The organism is Arthrobacter flavus, from assembly GCF_039526005.1.
GTDB classification, from domain to species: domain Bacteria; phylum Actinomycetota; class Actinomycetes; order Actinomycetales; family Micrococcaceae; genus Arthrobacter_D; species Arthrobacter_D flavus.
The window spans coordinates 60,511-79,812 of record NZ_BAAAIJ010000020.1 but is presented as its reverse complement, the minus strand read 5'-3'; the positions used below and the strand labels follow the sequence as shown (position 1 = coordinate 79,812).

The window sequence follows — 19,302 nt, the reverse complement described above, 5'->3', positions numbered from 1 at the left end:
GCTCCTACTGCCCGAGGGCGGTCAGTCCGGGGAGTTCCTTGCCTTCGAGGTACTCGAGGCTGGCACCTCCGCCGGTAGAAATATGGCCAAACTGGTCGTCGGTGAAACCGAGTGAACGGACCGCTGCGGCGGAGTCGCCACCGCCGACCACCGTCAGTGCACCTCGGGTGGTTGCCTCGGTGAGGGCCTGCGCGACAGCTTTGGTGCCGCCCGCGAACGCATCGAACTCAAACACACCCATGGGGCCGTTCCAGAAAACGGTCCCTGCGGTGGCGATCGAGTCGGCGAATGCTACGCCCGATGCGGGGCCGATGTCGAGACCGATCCCGTCGGCACCGAAGGAGCTTCCTTCAATCGCATCGGCGGCAACAGTCTCATGCTCTGCGTCGGCGGCGAACTTCGCAGCCACCACGATATCGGTGGGGAGGACGAACTCGGTGCCCGCCTTCTCGGCCCGTTCGAGGTAGCTCCTGACGACGTCGAGCTGGTCGTCCTCGAGAAGGCTGGCTCCCACCTTGTGGCCCTGCGCAGCGAGGAAGGTGAACACCATGCCACCGCCGACGAGGATGCGGTCCGCGGTGCCCAGGAGATTCTCAATCACCGCGAGCTTGTCGGACACCTTGGAACCGCCCAGCACCACGACGAACGGGGCTACCGGTTCCCCGGTGAGACGCTGCAGCACGTCCACCTCGGTCTTCACCAGATCGCCCTGGTAGGACGGGAGGAGCGCCGCAATGTCATAGACGCTGGCGTGCTTCCGGTGTACGGCGCCGAACGCGTCGTTCACGTAGGCACCGCTGTCGCCGGTGAGCGCTGCCAGTTCGGCGGCGAACGCCTGCCGTTCGGCGTCGTCCTTGCTGGTCTCCCGGGCGTCGAACCGCACGTTCTCCAGCACCAGGACGCTGCCGGGGGCCAGCCCTGCGGCCTGTGCCCTGGCGTCCTCCCCCGTGGTGTCCGCGGCGAGCGTGACCGGGAAGTCCGCCAGGTCGGCCAGCCGATCGACCGCTGGCTTCAGCGAATACCGCTCATCGGGTGCACCCTTCGGGCGTCCCAGATGGGCCATCACGATCACCGCGGCCCCCTCCTGGGTGAGTTTCTGCAGCACCGGCAGGGACGCTTTGAGCCGGCCATCATCGGTTACCCGCGGGGCGGACCCCGAGGTGTCGAGAGGGACGTTCAGGTCCGACCGGACCAGGACGGTGCGTCCACGGACGCCAAGCTGCAGGAGATCATCAAGGGAGGAGGCCACTTCGGTCCTTCGGTGCTAGGAGAGCTTGGAGGCGACGATGCCGGTCAGGTCAACGAGGCGGCTGGAGTAGCCCCACTCGTTGTCGTACCAGCCCACGACCTTCACCTGGTTGCCGATGACCTTGGTCAGGCCCGAGTCGAAGATGGAGGACGACGGATCGCCCACGATGTCCGACGACACGATCGGCGCGTCCGTGTAGGTGAGGTAGCCCTTCATCTTGCCCTCCGAGGCGGCTGCCTTGAACGCGGCGTTGACTTCCTCGACCGTGACCTCGCGGGACACCGTGACCGTCAGGTCGGTGGCAGAGCCGGTGGGGACCGGAACGCGGATGGCGTAGCCGTCCAGCTTGCCCTTCAGTTCCGGCAGCACCAGGCCGATGGCCTTGGCAGCACCGGTGGAGGTGGGCACCATGTTCAGGGCTGCGGCGCGGGCGCGGCGCAGGTCCTTGTGGGGACCGTCCTGCAGGTTCTGGTCTGCGGTGTAGGCGTGGATGGTGGTCATCAGGCCACGCTCGACGCCGAAGCTGTCGTTGAGTACCTTGGCCAGCGGCCCGAGGCAGTTGGTGGTGCAGGAAGCGTTGGAGATGATGTTGTGGTTCTCGGGATCGTACTGGTCGTCGTTGACGCCCAGGACAACAGTAAAGTCCTCATCGGTGGCTGGAGCCGAAATGATGACCTTCTTGGCGCCGGCGTCGATGTGCTTCTGCGCGTCCGATGCCTTGGTGAAGAACCCGGTGGACTCGATGACGATGTCCACGCCGAGGTCTTTCCAGGGCAGGCTGGCGGGGTCGCGCTCAGCGAGAACCTTGATGGACTTGCCGTCCACCACGATGTTGCCGTCCTTGACCTCGACCGTCGCTGCCAGACGACCCGTGACGGAGTCATACTTCAACAGGTGGGCCAGGGCCTCGGGGCTGGTCAGGTCGTTGACGGCAACGATTTCCAGGTCAGCACCCTGCTCTAGTGCGGCGCGGAAGAAATTGCGCCCGATTCGACCAAAGCCGTTGATTCCTACACGAGTAGTCATTCGTTCTATCTCCTTGAACTGTGTTGCGGGTGGGGTCCGGGACGCCGCCGCGGGGGCGGCGTCCCGGGTACGCCCCAGAGGGCGCTGTGCCTGGTGTGACTAGCCGACGACGATCAGCGAGGTGGCCGAGGTGCGGGCTGCGGCGAAGCGCTTGGCGACGTCGGCCCAGTTCACAATGTTCCAGAAAGCCTTGACGTAGTCAGCCTTGACGTTGACGTAGTCCAGGTAGAAGGCGTGCTCCCACATGTCCAGCATCAGCAGCGGGGTGGTGCCTACCGCCACGTTGCCCTGCTGATCGTAGAGCTGCTCGATAACCAGGTTGCCACCGATGGGCTCGTAGGCGAGGAACGCCCACCCGGAGCCCTGCAGGGCGAGGGCGGCGGCGCTGAACTGGGCGCGGAACTTGTCAAACGAGCCGAAGGCGTCGTCGATGGCTGCGGCAAGCTCACCCTCGGGAGAGTCGCCGCCGTCTGGGGACAGATTGTTCCAGAAGACTGAGTGGTTGATGTGGCCGCCAGTGTGGAAAGCGAGGTCCTTGGAGAGCTTCGAGATGTTGCCGAAGTCACCCTTTTCGCGGGCCTCGGCCAGCTGGGCCATGGCGTCGTTGGCGCCCTTGACATAGGCAGCGTGGTGCTTGCTGTGGTGGAGCTCCATGATGCGTGCGGAGATGTGCGGCTCCAGGGCAGCATAGTCGTAGTTCAGTTCGGGCAGTACGTACTCGCTCACGAATTCCTCCAGGTCGGTCCGACACAGCTGGTGATTTGGCACCGCAGCCGGTCAGACACCGTAGTTTGTTCAATAGTGCAGGGAACCCCGCCGTAGCCGGTGGTATTCCCGTGCCTCTTCCATCCTATGCAGAGATTCACTCGTCCAACATGTCGGCTGTCACATTAGCCTCGGTTCCCGGTATTCCAATCTCTATGGCACGCTTGTCGGCCATGGCGAGCAGCCGGCGGATACGCCCGGCGATCGCGTCCTTGGTCATCGGTGGGTTGGCCAGGGAGCCCAGTTCGTCGAGGCTGGCCTGCTTGTGGGCCACCCGCAGCTCACCGGCGTACTTGAGGTGATCTGGCACCCCCTCGCCGAGGATCTCCAGGGCGCGTTCAACCCGTGCGCCTGCTGCGACCGCCGCCTGCGCTGACCGCCGCAGGTTGGCGTCGTCGAAGTTCGCCAGGCGGTTGGCGGTGGCTCGGACTTCCTTGCGCATCCGGCGCTCCTCCCAGACCATGAGGGCGTCGTGGGCGCCCATCCGGGTCAGCAGGGCGGCGATGGTGTCCCCGTCGCGGATCACCACACGGTCCACTCCCCTGACCTCGCGTGCCTTGGCAGCGATGCCCAGGCGGCGTGCGGCACCCACCAGGGCCAGCGCGGACTCGGGGCCAGGGCAGGTGACCTCCAGGGAGGAGGAGCGGCCCGGTTCGGTGAGCGACCCGTGCGCCAGGAACGCGCCCCGCCAGACCGCTTCGGCGTCGGCGGTTGACCCGTTGACGACGGCCGAGGGCAGACCACGCACCGGGCGGCCACGGTTGTCGAGCAGACCGGTTTGCCGGGCGAGGGATTCGCCGTCGCGCACCACCCGGACCACATACCGGTTGCCGCGACGCAGGCCACCCCCGGAGACAACGATGATCTCACTGTTGTGCCCATACACCTCGGCGATCGTGGTGCGCAGCCGCCGGGCCGTGGATGCGAGGTCAACCTCGGCCTCGATGACAATCCGGCCAGAGATGATGTGCAGGCCACCGGCGAAACGCAGCAGGGCAGACACCTCGGCTTTGCGAACCGATGACTTCTTGACAGAGAGGTGCGACAGCTCCTCTTTTACGTCCGCAGTCAGCGCCACAGATACAACCTCAGATCGATTAGTTTTCGCCAAACATGTCATGAAACGCCGTCGCGAGACGCAAGGGATCATGAACAGGTTTGCCCGTTGAAGAACCTACCTTACCCAACACGGCACGGCCTCCCATCTCGGCGACGGCGGCCACGAACTCGTCGCGGTTGCCGATGACCGTAGGGTCCGCGATGACAACGTCGACCGTGAACTCGGGGGCGTAGCGCCTGATGACCTCCAGGTGGTCCACCGCTGACATGCCGACTGTTTCCTTGGTCTCGTTGCTGAGATTCATGGTCAGGCACCGCTTGGCCGTGGTGCTGCACAGGGCTTCCCGAAGCTCGGGCAGGAGCAGGTGTGGGAGGACTGAGGTGTACCAGGAGCCGGGCCCGAGAATGACCCAGTCGGCCAGTTCCACTGCGGTGAGCGCGTCAACGCAGGCTGGTGCTCCGGCGGGGAGCAGCCGGACATTGTTGACGTTCCCGGCACTGCCCGCCACCGCCAGCTGGGACTGGCCGCTGACGGTGCGCATCCGCAGGACACCGTCCACCTCCGAGAGCACATCGCCTTCGATGGTCAGCGGCACGCTCGCCATCGGCAAGACACGTCCCCGGGCTCCGAGGAGCGCACCAGCCCACTGCAGGCCGGCGACGGGGTCCCCGAGAAGTTCCCACAGGGTGACGATCAGCAGGTTGCCCAGAGCATGGTTGTCGAGTGACCCATCGGCGCCCTGCTTGGACGTGAACCGGTGCTGCATCACGTCCCGCCAGGTTCGCCCCCAGTCAGTGTCATCGCAGAGGGCGGCCAGCGCCATCCGGAGATCACCGGGCGGAAGAACCCCCAGTTCCTCGCGCAGCTTGCCGGAGGAGCCGCCGTCGTCGGCCACTGTGACCACCGCGGTGAGTTCCGAGGTGAGCAGGCGGAGTGCCGAGAGCGACGACGACAGCCCATGGCCGCCGCCGAGGGCGACCACCGAGGGGGCGTTCTCCTGCGGACCCGACCCACGTCGGTTGGCTGCCGCTGCCGGCAGCATGGGAAGGGACCCGGTGAGCAGGGCCACTATTCCCTACCAAGATCGCGGTGGTGGGCGGTGACCTGCAGCCGTGGCTGCTGCGCCAGCCGTTTGGCGATCTCTTCGGTCACGGCCACCGACCGGTGCTTTCCGCCGGTGCAGCCGATGGCGATCGTGGCGTAGTGCTTGTTCTCGCGCCGGTAGCCTTCGAGGACTGGTTCGAGGGCGTGGACATACCGGTCCACGAAGTCCGCTGCGCCGGTGGCGCCCAGCACATAATCGCTGACGGGCTGGTCGAGACCGGTCTGGGGCCTGAGCGCGGGCACCCAGTGCGGATTCGGAATGAACCTCACATCGGCCACATAGTTGGCGTCAACGGGCAGACCGTATTTGAAACCAAAGCTCATCACATTGATGCGCAGGACGATCGGGCCGGACTCGGAAAACAGCTCGGTGATCGTGGTGGCGAGGGCGTGCACGTTCAGTTCCGACGTGTCAACGACCAGGTCGGACGCTTCCCGGAGCTGCTTGAGCACCTCACGTTCGGCGGCGATCCCATCGAGGATCCGTCCCTCGTCCTGAAGAGGGTGGGGGCGGCGGCCCTGTTCGAAACGGCGGACCAGCGTGTCATCGGCGGCGTCCAGAAAGAGGACCCGGTAGTTGACGCCTGAGGTGCGCAGCGCCTCCAGTGAGCTGCGGATGTCATGGAACAGTTCCTGGCTGCGCACGTCGACGACGACGGCGAGCTTGGGAATGGACTGCGGCATCCGCGCGACAAGTTCGGTCAGGGTGCTCAACATCTGTGGCGGAAGATTCTCCACCACGTACCAGCCGTGATCCTCCAACGCGTTGGCGGCAGTGCTCCTGCCAGCGCCGGACATTCCGGTCACCACCAGCAGCTCCGATTCTTCGGGCTTGATCGGAGTAAGGCTGTCGTCGCCCTGAGTCATTGCGTGTTTCCATCCTGGCTGTTGATCATGGCTCAAACAGGTGTTCCCCACCCTCTACCCTAACTAAGAATCGAGGATTTCGCCGGTGGCCATATTCACCGCTGGTGCGACCGCCGCCGCCGCGCCGTCGGTGGTGGCCATCGCGAGAGTGCGCTGCAGTGTCTCGGCAAGGGATGGCCCCACTCCGGGCACCGCTTGCAGCTCCTCAAGGGAGGCCGAGCGGATTTTTTTGACCGACCCAAAGTGCGCCAGCAGCGCCTTCTTCTTCGACGGGCCGAGGCCGGGCACCGAGTCAAGTGCTGAAGCGGTCATGGACTTGCCACGTTTCTGCCGGTGGAAGGCAATAGCGAATCGGTGCGCCTCGTCGCGGATGCGTTGCAGCAGGAACAGGCCCTCCGAGGCGCGGGGCAGGATCACCGGGAAGTCGCTGTCAGGCAGCCAGACTTCCTCAAGACGCTTAGCCAACCCGATCACGAAAACGTCGTCGATGCCCAGGTCCTTCAACGCCCGGGCGGCTGCATGGACCTGCGGCTGGCCGCCGTCGACTACCACCAGGTTCGGTGGGTAGGCGAACTTCTGTCGGGTCGTGGCAGTGGTGGTGTCGGCGAGTGGCACGGTGGCCGTGCCGTCGTTGGTGTTGCCGCCGTTGCCACCGCCGTCGGCGCCGTCCGGGTTCATGCCCTGCGGCACCGGGCCGGTTTTCTCGGCGAGGTAGTTGCGGAAGCGGCGCTGGATCACGTCATACATCGAGGCAGTGTCGTCGCGGGCGGCGTCGCCGGTGATGGAGAACCTGCGGTAATCGGCTTTGCGGGGCAGCCCGTCCTCGACGACGACCATCGACGCGACCACGTTGGTGCCCTGCACGTGGGAAATGTCGAAACATTCGATCCGCATCAGCGGTTGCGGCAGGTCGAGGGCCTCCTGGAGTTCCTGAAGGGCCGCGGAGCGCGTGGTGAGGTCACCTGCCCGTCGGCTCTTGTGGAGTCGGAGGGCGTCGGCAGCGTTCTGCTCCACGGTACCGAGCAGGGTGGCCTTGTCACCGCGGCGGGGAACCCTCAGGTCTACCCGGGCACCGCGGAGGCCGGTGAGCCAGACCGACATCTCTTCGGCGTTGCTGGGCAGCTCGGGGACCAGCACCTCGCGGGGGATCTGGTTGTTGCTGCTGCTGCCGTCGCCGTAGACCTGCTGCAGCAGGTGCTCCACCAGGTCGGCGGTGCCCATGTCCTCGACCTTCTCCACCATCCAGCCGCGCTGACCGCGGATCCTGCCGCCGCGCACATGGAAAACCTGGACGGCGGCCTCAAGCTCGTCCTCCTTCAGAGCGAAGATGTCGGCGTCGGTGTCCTCGGATAGGACCACCGTGTTGCGCTCGAACACCCGCTTCAGGGCGGCAATGTCGTCCCGGGTCCTTGCTGCGGATTCGTAATCGAGCTCGGCGACGGCGGCGGCCATCCGCTTCTCCAGGTCCACGATGAACCGGGTGGCCTGACCGCCCATGAAGTCGCAGAACTGTGCCGCAAGGTCGCGGTGCTCCTCGGGACTGATTCGCCCGACACAGGGGGCCGAGCACTTGTCGATATACCCGAGCAGACAGGGGCGGCCGGTGCGCTCGGCACGCTTGAACACGCCGCTGCTGCAGGTTCGGACCGGAAAGACGCGCAGGAGGGTGTCAACGGTTTCCCGGATTGCCTTCGCCGGGTAGAACGGTCCGAAATATCGGGTGTCCTTCCTGCGGTCGCCCCGCATGACCTGGACCCGGGGATACTTCTCCCCCATCGTGACGGCCAGGTAGGGGTAGGACTTGTCGTCACGGAACATGACGTTGAACCGGGGGTTGAACTCTTTGATCCAGGTGTACTCCAGCTGGAGTGCTTCGAGCTCGCTGCCGACCACGGTCCATTCCACGCTCGCGGCAGTGAACACCATTGCCCTGGTCCTGGGCAGCAGGCCCTGCGGGTTGGCGAAGTAGGAGTTCAGCCGGGAGCGGAGGTTCTTGGCCTTGCCAACGTAGACCACCCGGGAGTGTTCGTCACGGAACCGGTAGACGCCCGGGTCCACCGGAATCTCACCGGTCTGGGGGCGGTAGCTGCGGGGATCGGCCATTATTCAAGCACCGGACTCTGGTTGTAGCTGGTGGAACGCTGCTGACCGCTCAACGCCGCGATTGAGTCCATGATGGTGTCGGTGACCTGCCGGCGGGCGGGCAGGGAGTGTCCGGGGCCGGTCTTTTCAAAGTACAGGGGGGTGCCGATCCTCATGGTGAAGTGTTGGGGCTTGATACGTTTCTGGCCTGCCGGCTGCAGATTCTCGGTACCGATCAGCCCCACGGGTAGCACCGGCGCGCCGGTGGTGAGGGCGAGCCAGCCGACACCGGTCCGCCCCCGGTACAGGAGTCCGTCCCGGGACCGGGTCCCCTCCGGGTAGATACCTATCCCGTTGCCGCTTTCCAGCAGCTCGTGGAGGGTTTTCAGCGCCTGGACACTTGCTGCCTGCTGCCCGCGCTCAACCGGGATGGAGCCGACTCCTTCAAAGAAGGAGCGCATGGCTTTGCCTTTGATTCCGCGGCCAGTGAAGTACTCGGCTTTGGCGAAGAAGGCGACCGGGCGGGGCATGAGCGCCTGGATTAGCACGCTGTCCAGGAAGGACAGGTGGTTGGCCGCGACAATCAATGGCCCCTCGGCTGGCACCTGGTCCAGGCCCTCGACGGTGGGCCGACAGAGACCGGCGATCAGTCCGCGGGTGCTGCTCCGGGTGAGGTCATAGATTCCCATGCCCCACCCCCTGCGGCACCCTTTTCAGGATCAGTTCCAGCAGCGCGTCGGCGGTGCTGGCTGGCGTGGTGGCGCCCGGCACACTGAACTCTTCGGCTGATCCGAACCCCCAGGTCACCGGAATACAGTCCAACCCATTCTCGACCGCTCCGGAGATGTCGTGGGACCGGTCACCGATCATGACAGCGCCGTCGTACCTGCCCTCATACCGGGCCAGGGCTTCGGCGATGATGGGGGTCTTTCCCTCAGGGCCAGGTGACTGCTCCTCATCGGCAGATCCATGCACGGAGTGGAACAGGCCGGCCATCTGTTGTACGCCGAGGAGCTCCCGGGCAAGACCCTGTGGTTTCTGGGTCGCCACAGCAACCAGATGGCCAGCAGCCCGCAGCGTTTCCACCACACCGATGACGCCGGGGTAGGGCCGGCTGGCGGCCATCCCTTCGGTGCGGTAGCCCGCCCGGTAGTGTGCGATCACCGACCCCAGTTGGCTCTCGTTCACCCCTGCGATCTTCCGCAGGGACGTCACGAGTGGTGGACCAACCATCTTCCGCAGCATGTCTTCGGACGGCAGGGGTAGCCCATGGGCTTCCAGTGACCCGATAATCCCCCCGGTGATGGCGCCTGCGGGGTCGACGAGGGTTCCATCCAGGTCAAAGAGCACGAGCAGGCGGTAGTTCATCACCGGCCAAGTTTCCCACAGCCGGTGCCCAGCAGAAAACTGCATTCCTTGCATGGAATATATCGGACGCTACCTATCGTCCGAGTGTCTCTGCGAGGAAGGTCCCGGTGTAGCTCTTCGTCGACTTGGCGACCTGCTCGGGGGTGCCGGTGGCAATGATCTGGCCGCCGCCGGATCCGCCGTCGGGCCCCAGGTCGATGACCCAATCGGCGCTCTTGATGACATCGAGGTTGTGTTCGATGGTGATCACTGTGTTGCCCTTGTCCACCAGTCCCTGCAGAACGAGCAGCAGCTTTCGGATGTCCTCGAAGTGCAGACCAGTGGTCGGCTCGTCAAGCACGTAGATACTGCGACCGTTGGACCGCTTCTGCAGCTCGCTGGCCAGTTTCACACGCTGCGCCTCTCCCCCGGACAACGTGGTGGCCGGCTGACCCAGCCGGACGTAGCCAAGCCCCACTTCGACGAGCGTGTTGAGGTGCCGTGCGATCGGGCTGAACGCCGCGAAGAACTCGGCCCCCTCCTCGATCGGCATGTTCAGCACATCGGCAATGGTCTTGCCCTTGTAGTGAACTTCGAGCGTTTCCCGGTTGTAGCGCTGACCGTGGCAGACCTCGCACGGCACGTACACGTCGGGCAGGAAGTTCATTTCGATCTTCAGGGTGCCGTCACCGGAGCACGCTTCGCAGCGGCCGCCCTTCACGTTGAACGAGAACCGGCCGGGGAGGTACCCTCGAACCTTCGCCTCGGTGGTCTCGGCAAACAGCTTCCGGATGTTGTCGAACACCCCGGTGTAGGTGGCGGGGTTGGAGCGCGGGGTCCGGCCGATGGGGCTCTGGTCGACGTGGACCACTTTGTCGAGGTGCTCCAGCCCGTCGATCCGCTTGTGGCGGCCCGCAACCTGCTTGGCACCGTTCAGCTTGTTGGCGAGGACCTTGTAGAGGATCTCGTTGACCAGGGTCGACTTCCCGGATCCGCTGACACCGGTCACGGCGGTCAGCACGCCCAGCGGGAAGGCAATGTCGAAGGAGGTCAGGTTATGTTCACGTGCACCGACCACCTTGAGCTGCCGGGACTTGTCGATCTTTCGGCGCTTCTTCGGGATCTCGATTTTCCGCCGACCGGAGAGATAGTCACCGGTGATGGAACGCTCATTGGTGAGGAGGTCTTCGAGCAGACCCGAGTGGACCACCTCGCCGCCATGCTCGCCAGCGCCGGGGCCGATGTCAACGATCCAGTCCGCTTCCTGGATGGTGTCCTCGTCGTGCTCCACAACGATCAGGGTGTTGCCGAGGTTACGGAGGCGGGCGAGCGTCTCGATCAGCCGTCGGTTGTCGCGCTGATGCAGCCCGATCGACGGTTCATCGAGAACGTACAGCACGCCCACGAGACCTGAACCGATCTGGGTCGCCAGCCGGATCCGCTGGGCCTCTCCGCCGGATAGGGTCCCGGAAGCGCGTTCGAGGTTCAGGTACTCGAGTCCGACGTCGAGCAGGAACTGGAGCCGTGCCTGAATTTCCTTGAGGACCTGGCTGGCAATCTGGGCTTCACGGCCCGTGAGCACCAGATTGTTAAGGAAGTCGCTGCAGTCGCGCATCGGCATGGCGGCGACCGACGCGATGGATTTGCCGTTGATCAGGACCGAGAGTGAGGCCGGGTTCAGCCGGGCTCCGCCACACGCGGGGCACGGGATCTGCCGCATGTACTCCTCGTAGCGGTCGCGTGCATGGTCAGACTCGGTTTCGAGGTGCTTGCGGTGGATGTACTGCACGGCGCCTTCGAAACCCGTGCTGTACTTGCGCTCCCGGCCGAACCTGTTCTTGTACTGCACCACCACCTTGTGGTCCTTGCCGTACAGGGCTGCTTCCCGCGCCCGGTCCGGCAATTTGTGCCAGGGCACGTCCATCTTGAAGTTCAGTTCTTTCGACAGACCTTCAAGTAGCCGGGTCCAGTACTCGAGGGTTGCGGTGCCCAGCGACCAGGGGGCGATGGCCCCTTCCGCCAGGCTCAGATCCGGGTTGGGGACGACCAGTTCCTCGTCAACCTCAAGCTTGGTGCCGATCCCGGTGCAGGCGGGGCACGCACCGAAGGGGTTGTTGAAGGAGAACGAGCGTGGTTCGATTTCATCGATGGCGAGCGGGTGCTCGTTGGGGCAGGCCAAATGCTCGGAGAATGCTCTGACGCGTTTGCTGTCTTTTTCGGGAAGGTCAACGAAATCGGCGAGGACCCGACCGTCGGCCAGCTTGAGCGCCGTTTCCACCGAGTCGGTGAGGCGCTGGCTGATGCCTTCCTTGACCACCAGCCGGTCGACAATCACTTCGATGGTGTGCTTGAACTGTTTGCCGAGTTTGGGCGGATCGGACAGCTGGATAACGTCCCCATCGACACGGGCGCGGGCGTAGCCTTTGGCCGTCAGCTCCTGGAACAGGTCGACGAATTCACCCTTGCGGCCTCGCACCACTGGGGCGAGAACCTGGAATCGGGTGCCCTCTTCGAGTTCAAGCAGCTGGTCGACGATCTGCTGCGGGGTTTGCTTGGCAACCGGTTCGCCACAGGTGGGGCAGTGGGGGCGTCCCACGCGGGCCCAGAGAAGGCGCATGTAGTCGTAGATCTCGGTGATGGTGCCCACTGTCGACCGGGGGTTCTTGTTGGTCGACTTCTGGTCGATCGACACCGCAGGCGAGAGGCCCTCAATGAAATCAACGTCGGGTTTATCCACCTGACCCAGGAACTGCCTGGCGTAGGCCGACAGGGATTCGACGTAGCGCCGCTGACCTTCAGCGAAGATCGTGTCGAACGCGAGGGAGGACTTCCCCGACCCGGAGAGCCCGGTGAAGACGATCATCGCGTCACGGGGCAGGTCGAGGTCAACGTTGCGCAGGTTGTGCTCGCGCGCTCCCTTGACGATCAGACGCGAAAGATCCTGCGACACTGTGGGGTCGGAAAACTCAGATTCGAGCGAAGTTGCAATAGACACCCAATAACTCTAATTCAAACAGTGTTCGAATACATATTCGATCGACTGGTTTTCCGCGTGTCGTCGGCGCGTTGGCCCTCGATGTTCACCGACGGCGCAGAGCGGCCCGGAGATAGGCAACGGCCTCTTCCTCGGTAAGGCCATTGGCTTTGATCACGTCGGCGTAGCCGTCGGCAGCTTCGGCGGCTCGCTGGCGGGCTTCGTCCCCGGCTGCCGCGACAACGGTTCCGGCCCTGGAGCGGGTGACCACGATGTTTGCCTGCTCCAGTTCGCGGTAGGCCCGCGCGACGGTGTTGACTGCTACTCCGAGGTGCCCGGCCAGGGTACGGACGGGTGGCAGGCGGGTCCCGACGGGAAGCGATCCGTCATTCGCGGCGTCCAGAATCTGGACGCGAAGTTGTTCATACGGGGGAACCGAGCTTGCCTGGTCGAGGCGAAGCCAACTGGTGACATCGGAGCTGCCTGTTGCGCCTGGATTCACTGGGGCCTTCCCGTTCTCGGTCTCTCATCACTGTTATCCGGTCATCTCCCCGGGCGGACCGCTGCTGCCCATATTGTTCCATGCAGCCCTGTGCCCCGAAAGTCCTGCCCGTTTACCGGCGTGCCTAGACTGGATTCATGCATACTCTTCAGGATCTGACCATCCGCTCAATCTCGGTCAGCGAAATGGACAACAACGTCTACCTGCTGACCTCGAAAGCCACGGGCGCACAGGTGCTGATTGACGCCGCCGATGACGCTCCCGCCATCATGGCGCTCCTTGCCGACAGCGCGGCAGACACCGCTGCTGAACCGAAGCTGGCTCTGATTGTCACCACCCACTCGCACTGGGATCATGTTCGGGCGTTGGCCGACGTCGTCGGGCAGACGAAGGCGCGGACCGCCGCCGGAACCGAGGACGTCCCGGATATCGCAGTGGCTACCGACGTATCCCTCGATCACGGCGATATCGGCAACTTTGCTGGCTTCGACCTCGAAGCCATCAAGCTGCGTGGACACACACCGGGGAGCGTCGCCCTGCTGTACCGCGACCCGCACGGTCCCGCGCACCTGTTCACTGGGGATTCGCTCTTCCCCGGCGGCATCGGCAATACCCAGGGGGACGCCGCCCGGTTTGAGTCGCTACTCAAGGATGTGTCCGAGCGAATCTTCGACTATCTGCCGGACGACACCATCGTGCATCCCGGCCATGGGAAGGGCACCACCCTCGGAGCCGAACGGCCGCACCTTGACGAGTGGCGGGCCCGCGGCTGGTAGCACGGCTTGACTTATGCGCAGTTGTGGCGGGTGATCGGCCCGCGCGGTTCGACCGCCCCGATCATTCGTGCAGTTGTGGCGGGTGGCACGCACTCCGACCCACCACAACTGCACAAGACAGTGACAAGACCCACCACTGCTGCACGAACTATCGGCCAGACCTTGAAGGCCAAACCCTAGAGTCCGCTCCGAAGCGGCCGACCGGTGGAGTCGGTCCCGGGGTAAGCCTAGTTCTCTGGGTTCTTGACGCCGACGGCGAAAATCCGTCGGAACCCGAAGACTGTCCCCCACGGTTCCTCGGGGTAGGCCCCGCGCAGCAGGGCGGTGTACTGGTCGACGAAGGCTGCGGCGTCGTCGTCCGACAGCGCGTGCAGCACCGGGCGCAATCCGGTGCCCTTGAGCCATTGCAGGACCGGATCTGGTCCTGCGAGGACATGCTGGTAGGTAGTCTCCCAGACGTCTGCGGTCATCCCCGCTCCGCTGAGCATCCGGAGGTACTCCTCTGGCTCCGACACGACGTCGGTATGCCTCAGCACTCCCCCGAGCCTTTCCCGCCAGGCGTTCGATCCGGCCAGTTCGCGCATCAGGGTGTGCGCCGCCGATCCGAAGTTCCCGGGAACCTGCAGGGCCAGCCAGGCACCTGGGCGAAGCGCCCGTGCCCACTTCTGCACGAGCTCGGCCTGACCGGGCACCCACTGCAGGACGGCGTTGGTGACGACGACGTCGACGTCGTCAGCGGGTGAGAAGTTCCGGATATCGCCGGTCTCGAAGCGCAGGTTCGGCGGCGGATCGGATTGGTCGTTGGCTCCCCGCACCATGTCGGCCGACGAGTCGATCCCCAGCACCCCAGCGTCGGGCCAGCGTTCGGCCAGCAGCCGGGTGAGGTCCCCCGGCCCGCAGCCGAGGTCGACGACGACCCGCGGATCGGCATGCTTGATCCGACCGACCAGGTCGAGGAACGGCCGGCCGCGGTGATCGGAGAACAGTGAGTATTGTGTGGGATCCCATCGCATGCCTCCAGCGTATCGGCCAGCCATAACGGGCCAGCCAGCGCCCCCGTTATGGCGGCAACGGATAGGCTGGAGTCCTATGAGAATTCAGGAACACCTCCCCGCAGGCACGGATCAGCCCGACGACGTTTACAGCGCGTTCCTCGAGTGGACGACCAGCGAGGGGATGAACCTGTACCCGGCGCAGGACGAGGCTGTGCTGGAGCTGGTCTCCGGTAACAACGTGATCCTCGCGACGCCCACCGGATCGGGGAAGTCATTGGTGGCCGTCGCCGCGCACTTCGACGCCATCGCCCGCGGGAAGCGCAGCTACTACACGGCGCCGATCAAGGCGCTCGTGTCCGAGAAGTTCTTCGCCCTCTGCGAGACGTTCGGGGCCGAGAACGTCGGCATGATCACCGGTGATTCAGGGGTCAACCAGGACGCACCGATCATCTGCTGCACGGCGGAAATCCTCGCGAACATCGCCCTCCGTGAAGGTGCGCAGGCCGACGTCGGCACCGTCATCATGGACGAGTTCCACTTCTACTCCGATCCGCAGCGCGGCTGGGCCTGGCAGGTGCCCCTCCTCGAACTCCCCCAGGCCCAGTTCCTTCTGATGTCGGCAACCCTCGGCGACATGACCCGCTTTGAGGATGAGCTGACCGAACGTACCGGCCGCACCAGCACCACGATCAGCAGCGCCGAACGTCCCATCCCGCTGCACTTCTACTATGTGGAGACCACCGTCCAGGAATCCCTGGAGGAGCTGCTCAGCACCCGGCAGGCGCCGGTATATGTGGTGCACTTCAGCCAGGCCGAAGCGATCGAACGCGCCCAGAACCTGATGAGCGTGAACGTCTGTTCCCGGGAGGAAAAGGACAGAATCGCCGACCTGATCGCGACCTTCCGGTTCTCCTCCGGGTTCGGCAAGACCCTCAACCGACTGGTCCGGCACGGCATCGGCGTTCACCATGCGGGGATGCTCCCCAAGTACCGCCGGCTGGTGGAGCAGCTCGCCCAGGCGGGACTGCTCAAGGTCATCTGCGGCACCGACACCCTCGGCGTCGGGATCAACGTCCCCATCCGCACGGTGCTGTTGACCGCACTGAGCAAGTACGACGGCGTCCGCACCCGGCTGCTCAACGCCCGCGAGTTCCACCAGATCGCGGGTCGGGCGGGGCGGGCCGGCTATGACACGGCGGGGACCGTCGTCGTGCAGGCACCCGATCATGTGGTCGAGAACACGAGGGCCATGGCGAAAGCCGTCGGGAAGTTCGGCGATGACCAGAAGAAGCTCCGCCAGGTAGTCAGGAAGAAACCGCCCACCGGGTTTGTGTCGTGGGGTAAGCCAACCTACGAACGTCTGGCCGCGGGAACACCCGAGGCGCTCAGCTCAAGCTTCGCTGTCAGCCACTCGATGCTCCTCAACCTGTTGGAGCGGCCTGGGAACCCGTTCTTCGCGGCGCAGCGGCTGCTCAACGAGAACCACGAGACCCGGGCCTCCCAGCTGCAGCTGACCCGCAAGGCCATCGGTATCTACCGGTCGTTGGTTACAGCGGGTATTGTCGAGCGGCTGCCCGAGCCCGACGCCGACGGGCGCTCCATTCGTCTCAAGGTGCATCTGCAGGCCAACTTCGCGTTGAACCAGCCGCTGTCCCCGTTCGCGCTGGCCAGCCTGGAGCTGCTCGACCCGGAAAGCCCCACCTACGCGCTCGACGTCGTGTCGGTGATCGAGGCGACGCTGGAGAAGCCCCGCCAGGTCCTGAACGCCCAGGAGAAGAAGGCGCGCGGCGAGGCGATCGGGGCCATGAAGGCCGACGGTGTCGACTATGACCAGCGGATGGCGCTCCTCGAGGAAGTCACCTATCCGCAACCGATGGCCGAACTCCTGTTCCAGGCTTTCGATGTCTACCGCAGTGGCGCTCCCTGGCTTGGCGACTTCGAGCTGACTCCCAAGTCTGTGGTCCGGGACATGTACGAGCGGGCCATGAACTTCGGCGAGTACATTGCCTACTACTCCCTCACCCGGTCCGAGGGCATTCTGCTGCGCTACCTTGCCGACTGCTACAAGGCATTGCGCCAGACCGTACCGACCGAGGCGCTGCGGGAGGACCTCACCGACATCATCGAGTGGCTCGGCGAACTGATCCGCCAGGTCGATTCGAGCCTCCTCGAGGAATGGGAACTCCTGGCTGCTGGTGGGCGAGCCGACGGCGGCGACGCGCTCGAGCTGCCACCGGAACCGGATTCGGTCACCTCGAATGAACGGGCATTCCGCGTGATGGTCCGCAACGAGATGTTCCAGCGGGTCAAACTTTTCGCCGACGAGGACGATGTCGCTCTTGGCGCGTTGGATGGCGGATCCGGGTGGGATGCGGACCGCTGGACGGAGGCCCTTGACGGCTACTTTGGTGACTACGAGGACATCGACGACGGGCCAGAGGCCCGCGGGCCCGCGCTGCTGATCATCGAGAAAGTGCCTGGCAGCTGGAAGGTCCGGCAGATCTTCAAGGACCCGTTCGGCAACCATGACTGGGGCATCAACGCGGTCATTGACCTGGCCGCTTCCGACGAGGCCGGCTCAGCCGTGGTCACCGTGACCGGCGTCGGAGCCCCCTAGCCGGGGCGCCCTAGTCGGGTGGAGCCGCTAGGCACATTGGGGCTGCCCGACAGGCCGGGGACGTCCAGACTCGCACAGTTACCCTCTGGCGGGGCTGGAATCGATAGGGTTGAGTGCATGACTATTCGCGACGCCCGCCCGGCTGATGTAGCCACCATCCTCCAGCTCATCCACGACCTCGCCATCTACGAGAAGGAACCTGACGCCGTCAGGAACACTCCGGAACAGCTGCATCAGGCCCTCTTTGGACCCGCGCCTAGCGTCTTCGCGCAGGTCGCCGAGTCCGACGACGCCATCCAGGGCTTTGCCCTCTGGTTCCTGAACTACTCCACCTGGGAGGGTGTCAACGGCATTTATTTGGAGGACCTGTACGTCCGCCCCGATGCCCGGGGCGAAGGCCACGGCAAAGCACTCCTGCAGAACCTCGCACGCATCGCCGCGGAACGCGGCTACGCCCGGGTCGAGTGGTCTGTCCTGAACTGGAACGAACCCTCGATCAGCTTCTACGACAGCCTCGGTGCCTTCCCGCAGGACGAGTGGACCACCTACCGCCTCACCGGTCCCGCCCTCACCGCTGTAGCCAACGGAACCGCCACATGAGCGGCCAGCCAGCCGACGACGTCGTCGTCCCCCACCGCCGCGGGTCAACCCACCTGATGCACGGCACACGCACCACCGGCCACCACTTCACTGTTCCCCTGGACCATCGGACGTCCGACGGCGAAACCATCACCGTCTTTGCCCGCGAATACAGTTCGCTGGATTACGACGACGACGCCACGGCCGACCTGCCCTGGCTCCTGTTCCTGCAGGGCGGACCTGGCGGCCGGGGCAGCCGGGTCACGCAGCTGGGCGGCTGGATGAAGGCAGCGGCCCAACACTTCAGGATCCTGATGCTGGATCAGCGCGGCACCGGCCGTTCCACCCCAGCGGATGCCGCGACCCTTCCGCTGCGCGGCGACGCCGCCGCGCAGGCCGAGTATCTAGCCCACTTCCGGGCCGACTCGATTGTTGCCGACGCCGAGCTGATCCGCCGCCAACTGGTCGGGGCGCCCTGGACGGTGTTCGGTCAGAGCTTTGGCGGTTTCTGCACGTTGACGTACCTCTCTGTCGCACCCGAGGGCATGGACCGGGCGCTGATCACCGGCGGTCTGGCACCACTCAGTGGCCCCCCGGATCAGGTCTATTCCGCCACCTATCGGCTCGTCGAAGCCAGGAACCGCGAATACTTCGCCAAGTACCCCGAGGACCGGACGACTCTGACCCGGATTGCACGACACCTCGAGGCAATCGACGAACGGCTGCCGACCGGTGAGCGACTCACCGTTGCCCGGCTGCAGATGATCGGATCATTCCTAGGTGGCAACACGCGGGTCGACGCCCTGCACTTCCTGCTTGAGGACGCCTTCGTGAGCACTGCTAATGGTCAGCGGCTGTCCCAGGTGTTCCTGGACGCCGTCTGGGCGCAGGTCAGCCGGTCGTCCAATCCGCTCTATGCCCTGCTCCACGAGTCGATCTACTGCCAGGGTGAAGCCTCCGATTGGTCCGCCGACCGGGTGCTGGCCCAGCACCCCCAGTTCCTCCCCACGGCCGAGGAACCGCTGCTGACCGGCGAAATGGTGTACCGCTGGTATTTCGACCAGGACCCGTCCCTGGTTCCGTTGCGGGACGTAGCTGACCTCCTCGCGGCAAAAGCGGATTGGGGCAGCCTTTACGACACCGCCCAGCTTGCCCGCAACACCGTTCCCGCCGCCGCTGCCGTCTACCAGGACGACATCTATGTGGACCACGACCTGTCCATGAGGACCGCCCGCGCGGTCAAAGGCTTACAGGCATGGGAGACCGGCGACTTCCACCACGACGGGATTTCCGACGACGGCGAGGCGATCTTCAACCGGTTGCTGGGTATGACCGGCTGGCCCGCGTAGTCGTCCAGCG

16 protein-coding genes are annotated in these 19,302 nt (G+C 64.9%); 4 read left to right on the top strand and 12 right to left on the bottom strand.

The genetic code is table 11. From position 1 onward, the window contains the following. Window positions 1–4 precede the first annotated feature (4 nt). The 11 genes from ABD059_RS06530 to ABD059_RS06480 all read right to left on the bottom strand — a co-directional run bounded on the left by ABD059_RS06530 (window position 5) and on the right by ABD059_RS06480 (window position 12,976). Window positions 5–1,249 carry a phosphoglycerate kinase gene (locus tag ABD059_RS06530; protein WP_343878553.1) on the bottom strand — a complete coding sequence of 415 codons (1,245 nt, stop codon included), beginning with the start codon at window positions 1,247–1,249 and terminating at the stop codon, window positions 5–7. A 15-nt stretch (window positions 1,250–1,264) separates the two neighbouring features. Continuing rightward, on the bottom strand, window positions 1,265–2,275 hold the full coding sequence (gene gap / locus ABD059_RS06525; RefSeq protein ID WP_343878552.1) for a type I glyceraldehyde-3-phosphate dehydrogenase: 1,011 nt from the start codon (window positions 2,273–2,275) through the stop codon (window positions 1,265–1,267). Window positions 2,276–2,374: 99 nt separating this feature from the next. Then, on the bottom strand, window positions 2,375–3,001 hold the full coding sequence (locus ABD059_RS06520) for a superoxide dismutase (protein ID WP_171585115.1): 627 nt from the start codon (window positions 2,999–3,001) through the stop codon (window positions 2,375–2,377). A gap of 136 nt (window positions 3,002–3,137) precedes the next feature. Continuing rightward, window positions 3,138–4,118 (bottom strand): DNA-binding protein WhiA, encoded by a 981-nt coding sequence (gene whiA / locus ABD059_RS06515; RefSeq protein ID WP_171620684.1) that lies wholly within the window; start codon window positions 4,116–4,118, stop codon window positions 3,138–3,140. Window positions 4,119–4,137: 19 nt separating this feature from the next. Beyond that, window positions 4,138–5,169, bottom strand: coding sequence for a gluconeogenesis factor YvcK family protein (locus ABD059_RS06510; RefSeq protein WP_343878551.1), 1,032 nt, complete (start codon window positions 5,167–5,169; stop codon window positions 4,138–4,140). Continuing rightward, the gene (gene rapZ, locus ABD059_RS06505) at window positions 5,169–6,071 is read right to left on the bottom strand and encodes an RNase adapter RapZ (RefSeq protein ID WP_343878550.1); all 903 of its coding nucleotides are present in this window, start codon (window positions 6,069–6,071) and stop codon (window positions 5,169–5,171) included. Before rapZ ends, ABD059_RS06510 begins: the two co-directional genes overlap by 1 nt. A gap of 63 nt (window positions 6,072–6,134) precedes the next feature. Then, window positions 6,135–8,174 (bottom strand): excinuclease ABC subunit UvrC, encoded by a 2,040-nt coding sequence (gene uvrC / locus ABD059_RS06500; RefSeq protein WP_343878549.1) that lies wholly within the window; start codon window positions 8,172–8,174, stop codon window positions 6,135–6,137. Then, entirely contained in the window at window positions 8,174–8,842 is a 669-nt protein-coding gene (locus tag ABD059_RS06495; protein WP_343878548.1) for a lysophospholipid acyltransferase family protein, read from the bottom strand. Before ABD059_RS06495 ends, uvrC begins: the two co-directional genes overlap by 1 nt. Further along, window positions 8,829–9,521 carry an HAD hydrolase-like protein gene (locus ABD059_RS06490; protein WP_343878596.1) on the bottom strand — a complete coding sequence of 231 codons (693 nt, stop codon included), beginning with the start codon at window positions 9,519–9,521 and terminating at the stop codon, window positions 8,829–8,831. The genes ABD059_RS06495 and ABD059_RS06490 overlap by 14 nt, the downstream gene beginning before the upstream one ends. Before the next feature lie 73 nt (window positions 9,522–9,594). Further along, the gene (gene uvrA, locus ABD059_RS06485; protein ID WP_343878547.1) at window positions 9,595–12,495 is read right to left on the bottom strand and encodes an excinuclease ABC subunit UvrA; all 2,901 of its coding nucleotides are present in this window, start codon (window positions 12,493–12,495) and stop codon (window positions 9,595–9,597) included. A gap of 85 nt (window positions 12,496–12,580) precedes the next feature. Continuing rightward, a complete protein-coding gene (locus tag ABD059_RS06480) occupies window positions 12,581–12,976 on the bottom strand; it encodes a GntR family transcriptional regulator (protein WP_343878546.1) in 396 nt (131 codons plus the stop codon). Window positions 12,977–13,113: 137 nt separating this feature from the next. On the opposite strand from ABD059_RS06480, the gene ABD059_RS06475 reads away from it, so the two are divergent. Further along, the gene (locus tag ABD059_RS06475) at window positions 13,114–13,752 is read left to right on the top strand and encodes an MBL fold metallo-hydrolase (protein WP_343878545.1); all 639 of its coding nucleotides are present in this window, start codon (window positions 13,114–13,116) and stop codon (window positions 13,750–13,752) included. Window positions 13,753–13,979: 227 nt separating this feature from the next. On the opposite strand, the gene ABD059_RS06470 is transcribed toward ABD059_RS06475, so the two are convergent. After that, window positions 13,980–14,765 (bottom strand): trans-aconitate 2-methyltransferase, encoded by a 786-nt coding sequence (locus tag ABD059_RS06470; RefSeq protein ID WP_343878544.1) that lies wholly within the window; start codon window positions 14,763–14,765, stop codon window positions 13,980–13,982. Window positions 14,766–14,841: 76 nt separating this feature from the next. On the opposite strand from ABD059_RS06470, the gene ABD059_RS06465 reads away from it, so the two are divergent. The 3 genes from ABD059_RS06465 (at window position 14,842) to ABD059_RS06455 (ending at window position 19,292) form a co-directional block, all read left to right on the top strand. Continuing rightward, the gene (locus ABD059_RS06465; protein WP_343878543.1) at window positions 14,842–17,364 is read left to right on the top strand and encodes a DEAD/DEAH box helicase; all 2,523 of its coding nucleotides are present in this window, start codon (window positions 14,842–14,844) and stop codon (window positions 17,362–17,364) included. A gap of 117 nt (window positions 17,365–17,481) precedes the next feature. Next, the gene (locus ABD059_RS06460; RefSeq protein ID WP_343878542.1) at window positions 17,482–17,964 is read left to right on the top strand and encodes a GNAT family N-acetyltransferase; all 483 of its coding nucleotides are present in this window, start codon (window positions 17,482–17,484) and stop codon (window positions 17,962–17,964) included. Then, entirely contained in the window at window positions 17,961–19,292 is a 1,332-nt protein-coding gene (locus tag ABD059_RS06455) for an alpha/beta fold hydrolase (protein ID WP_377959565.1), read from the top strand. Before ABD059_RS06460 ends, ABD059_RS06455 begins: the two co-directional genes overlap by 4 nt. Window positions 19,293–19,302: the final 10 nt, after the last annotated feature.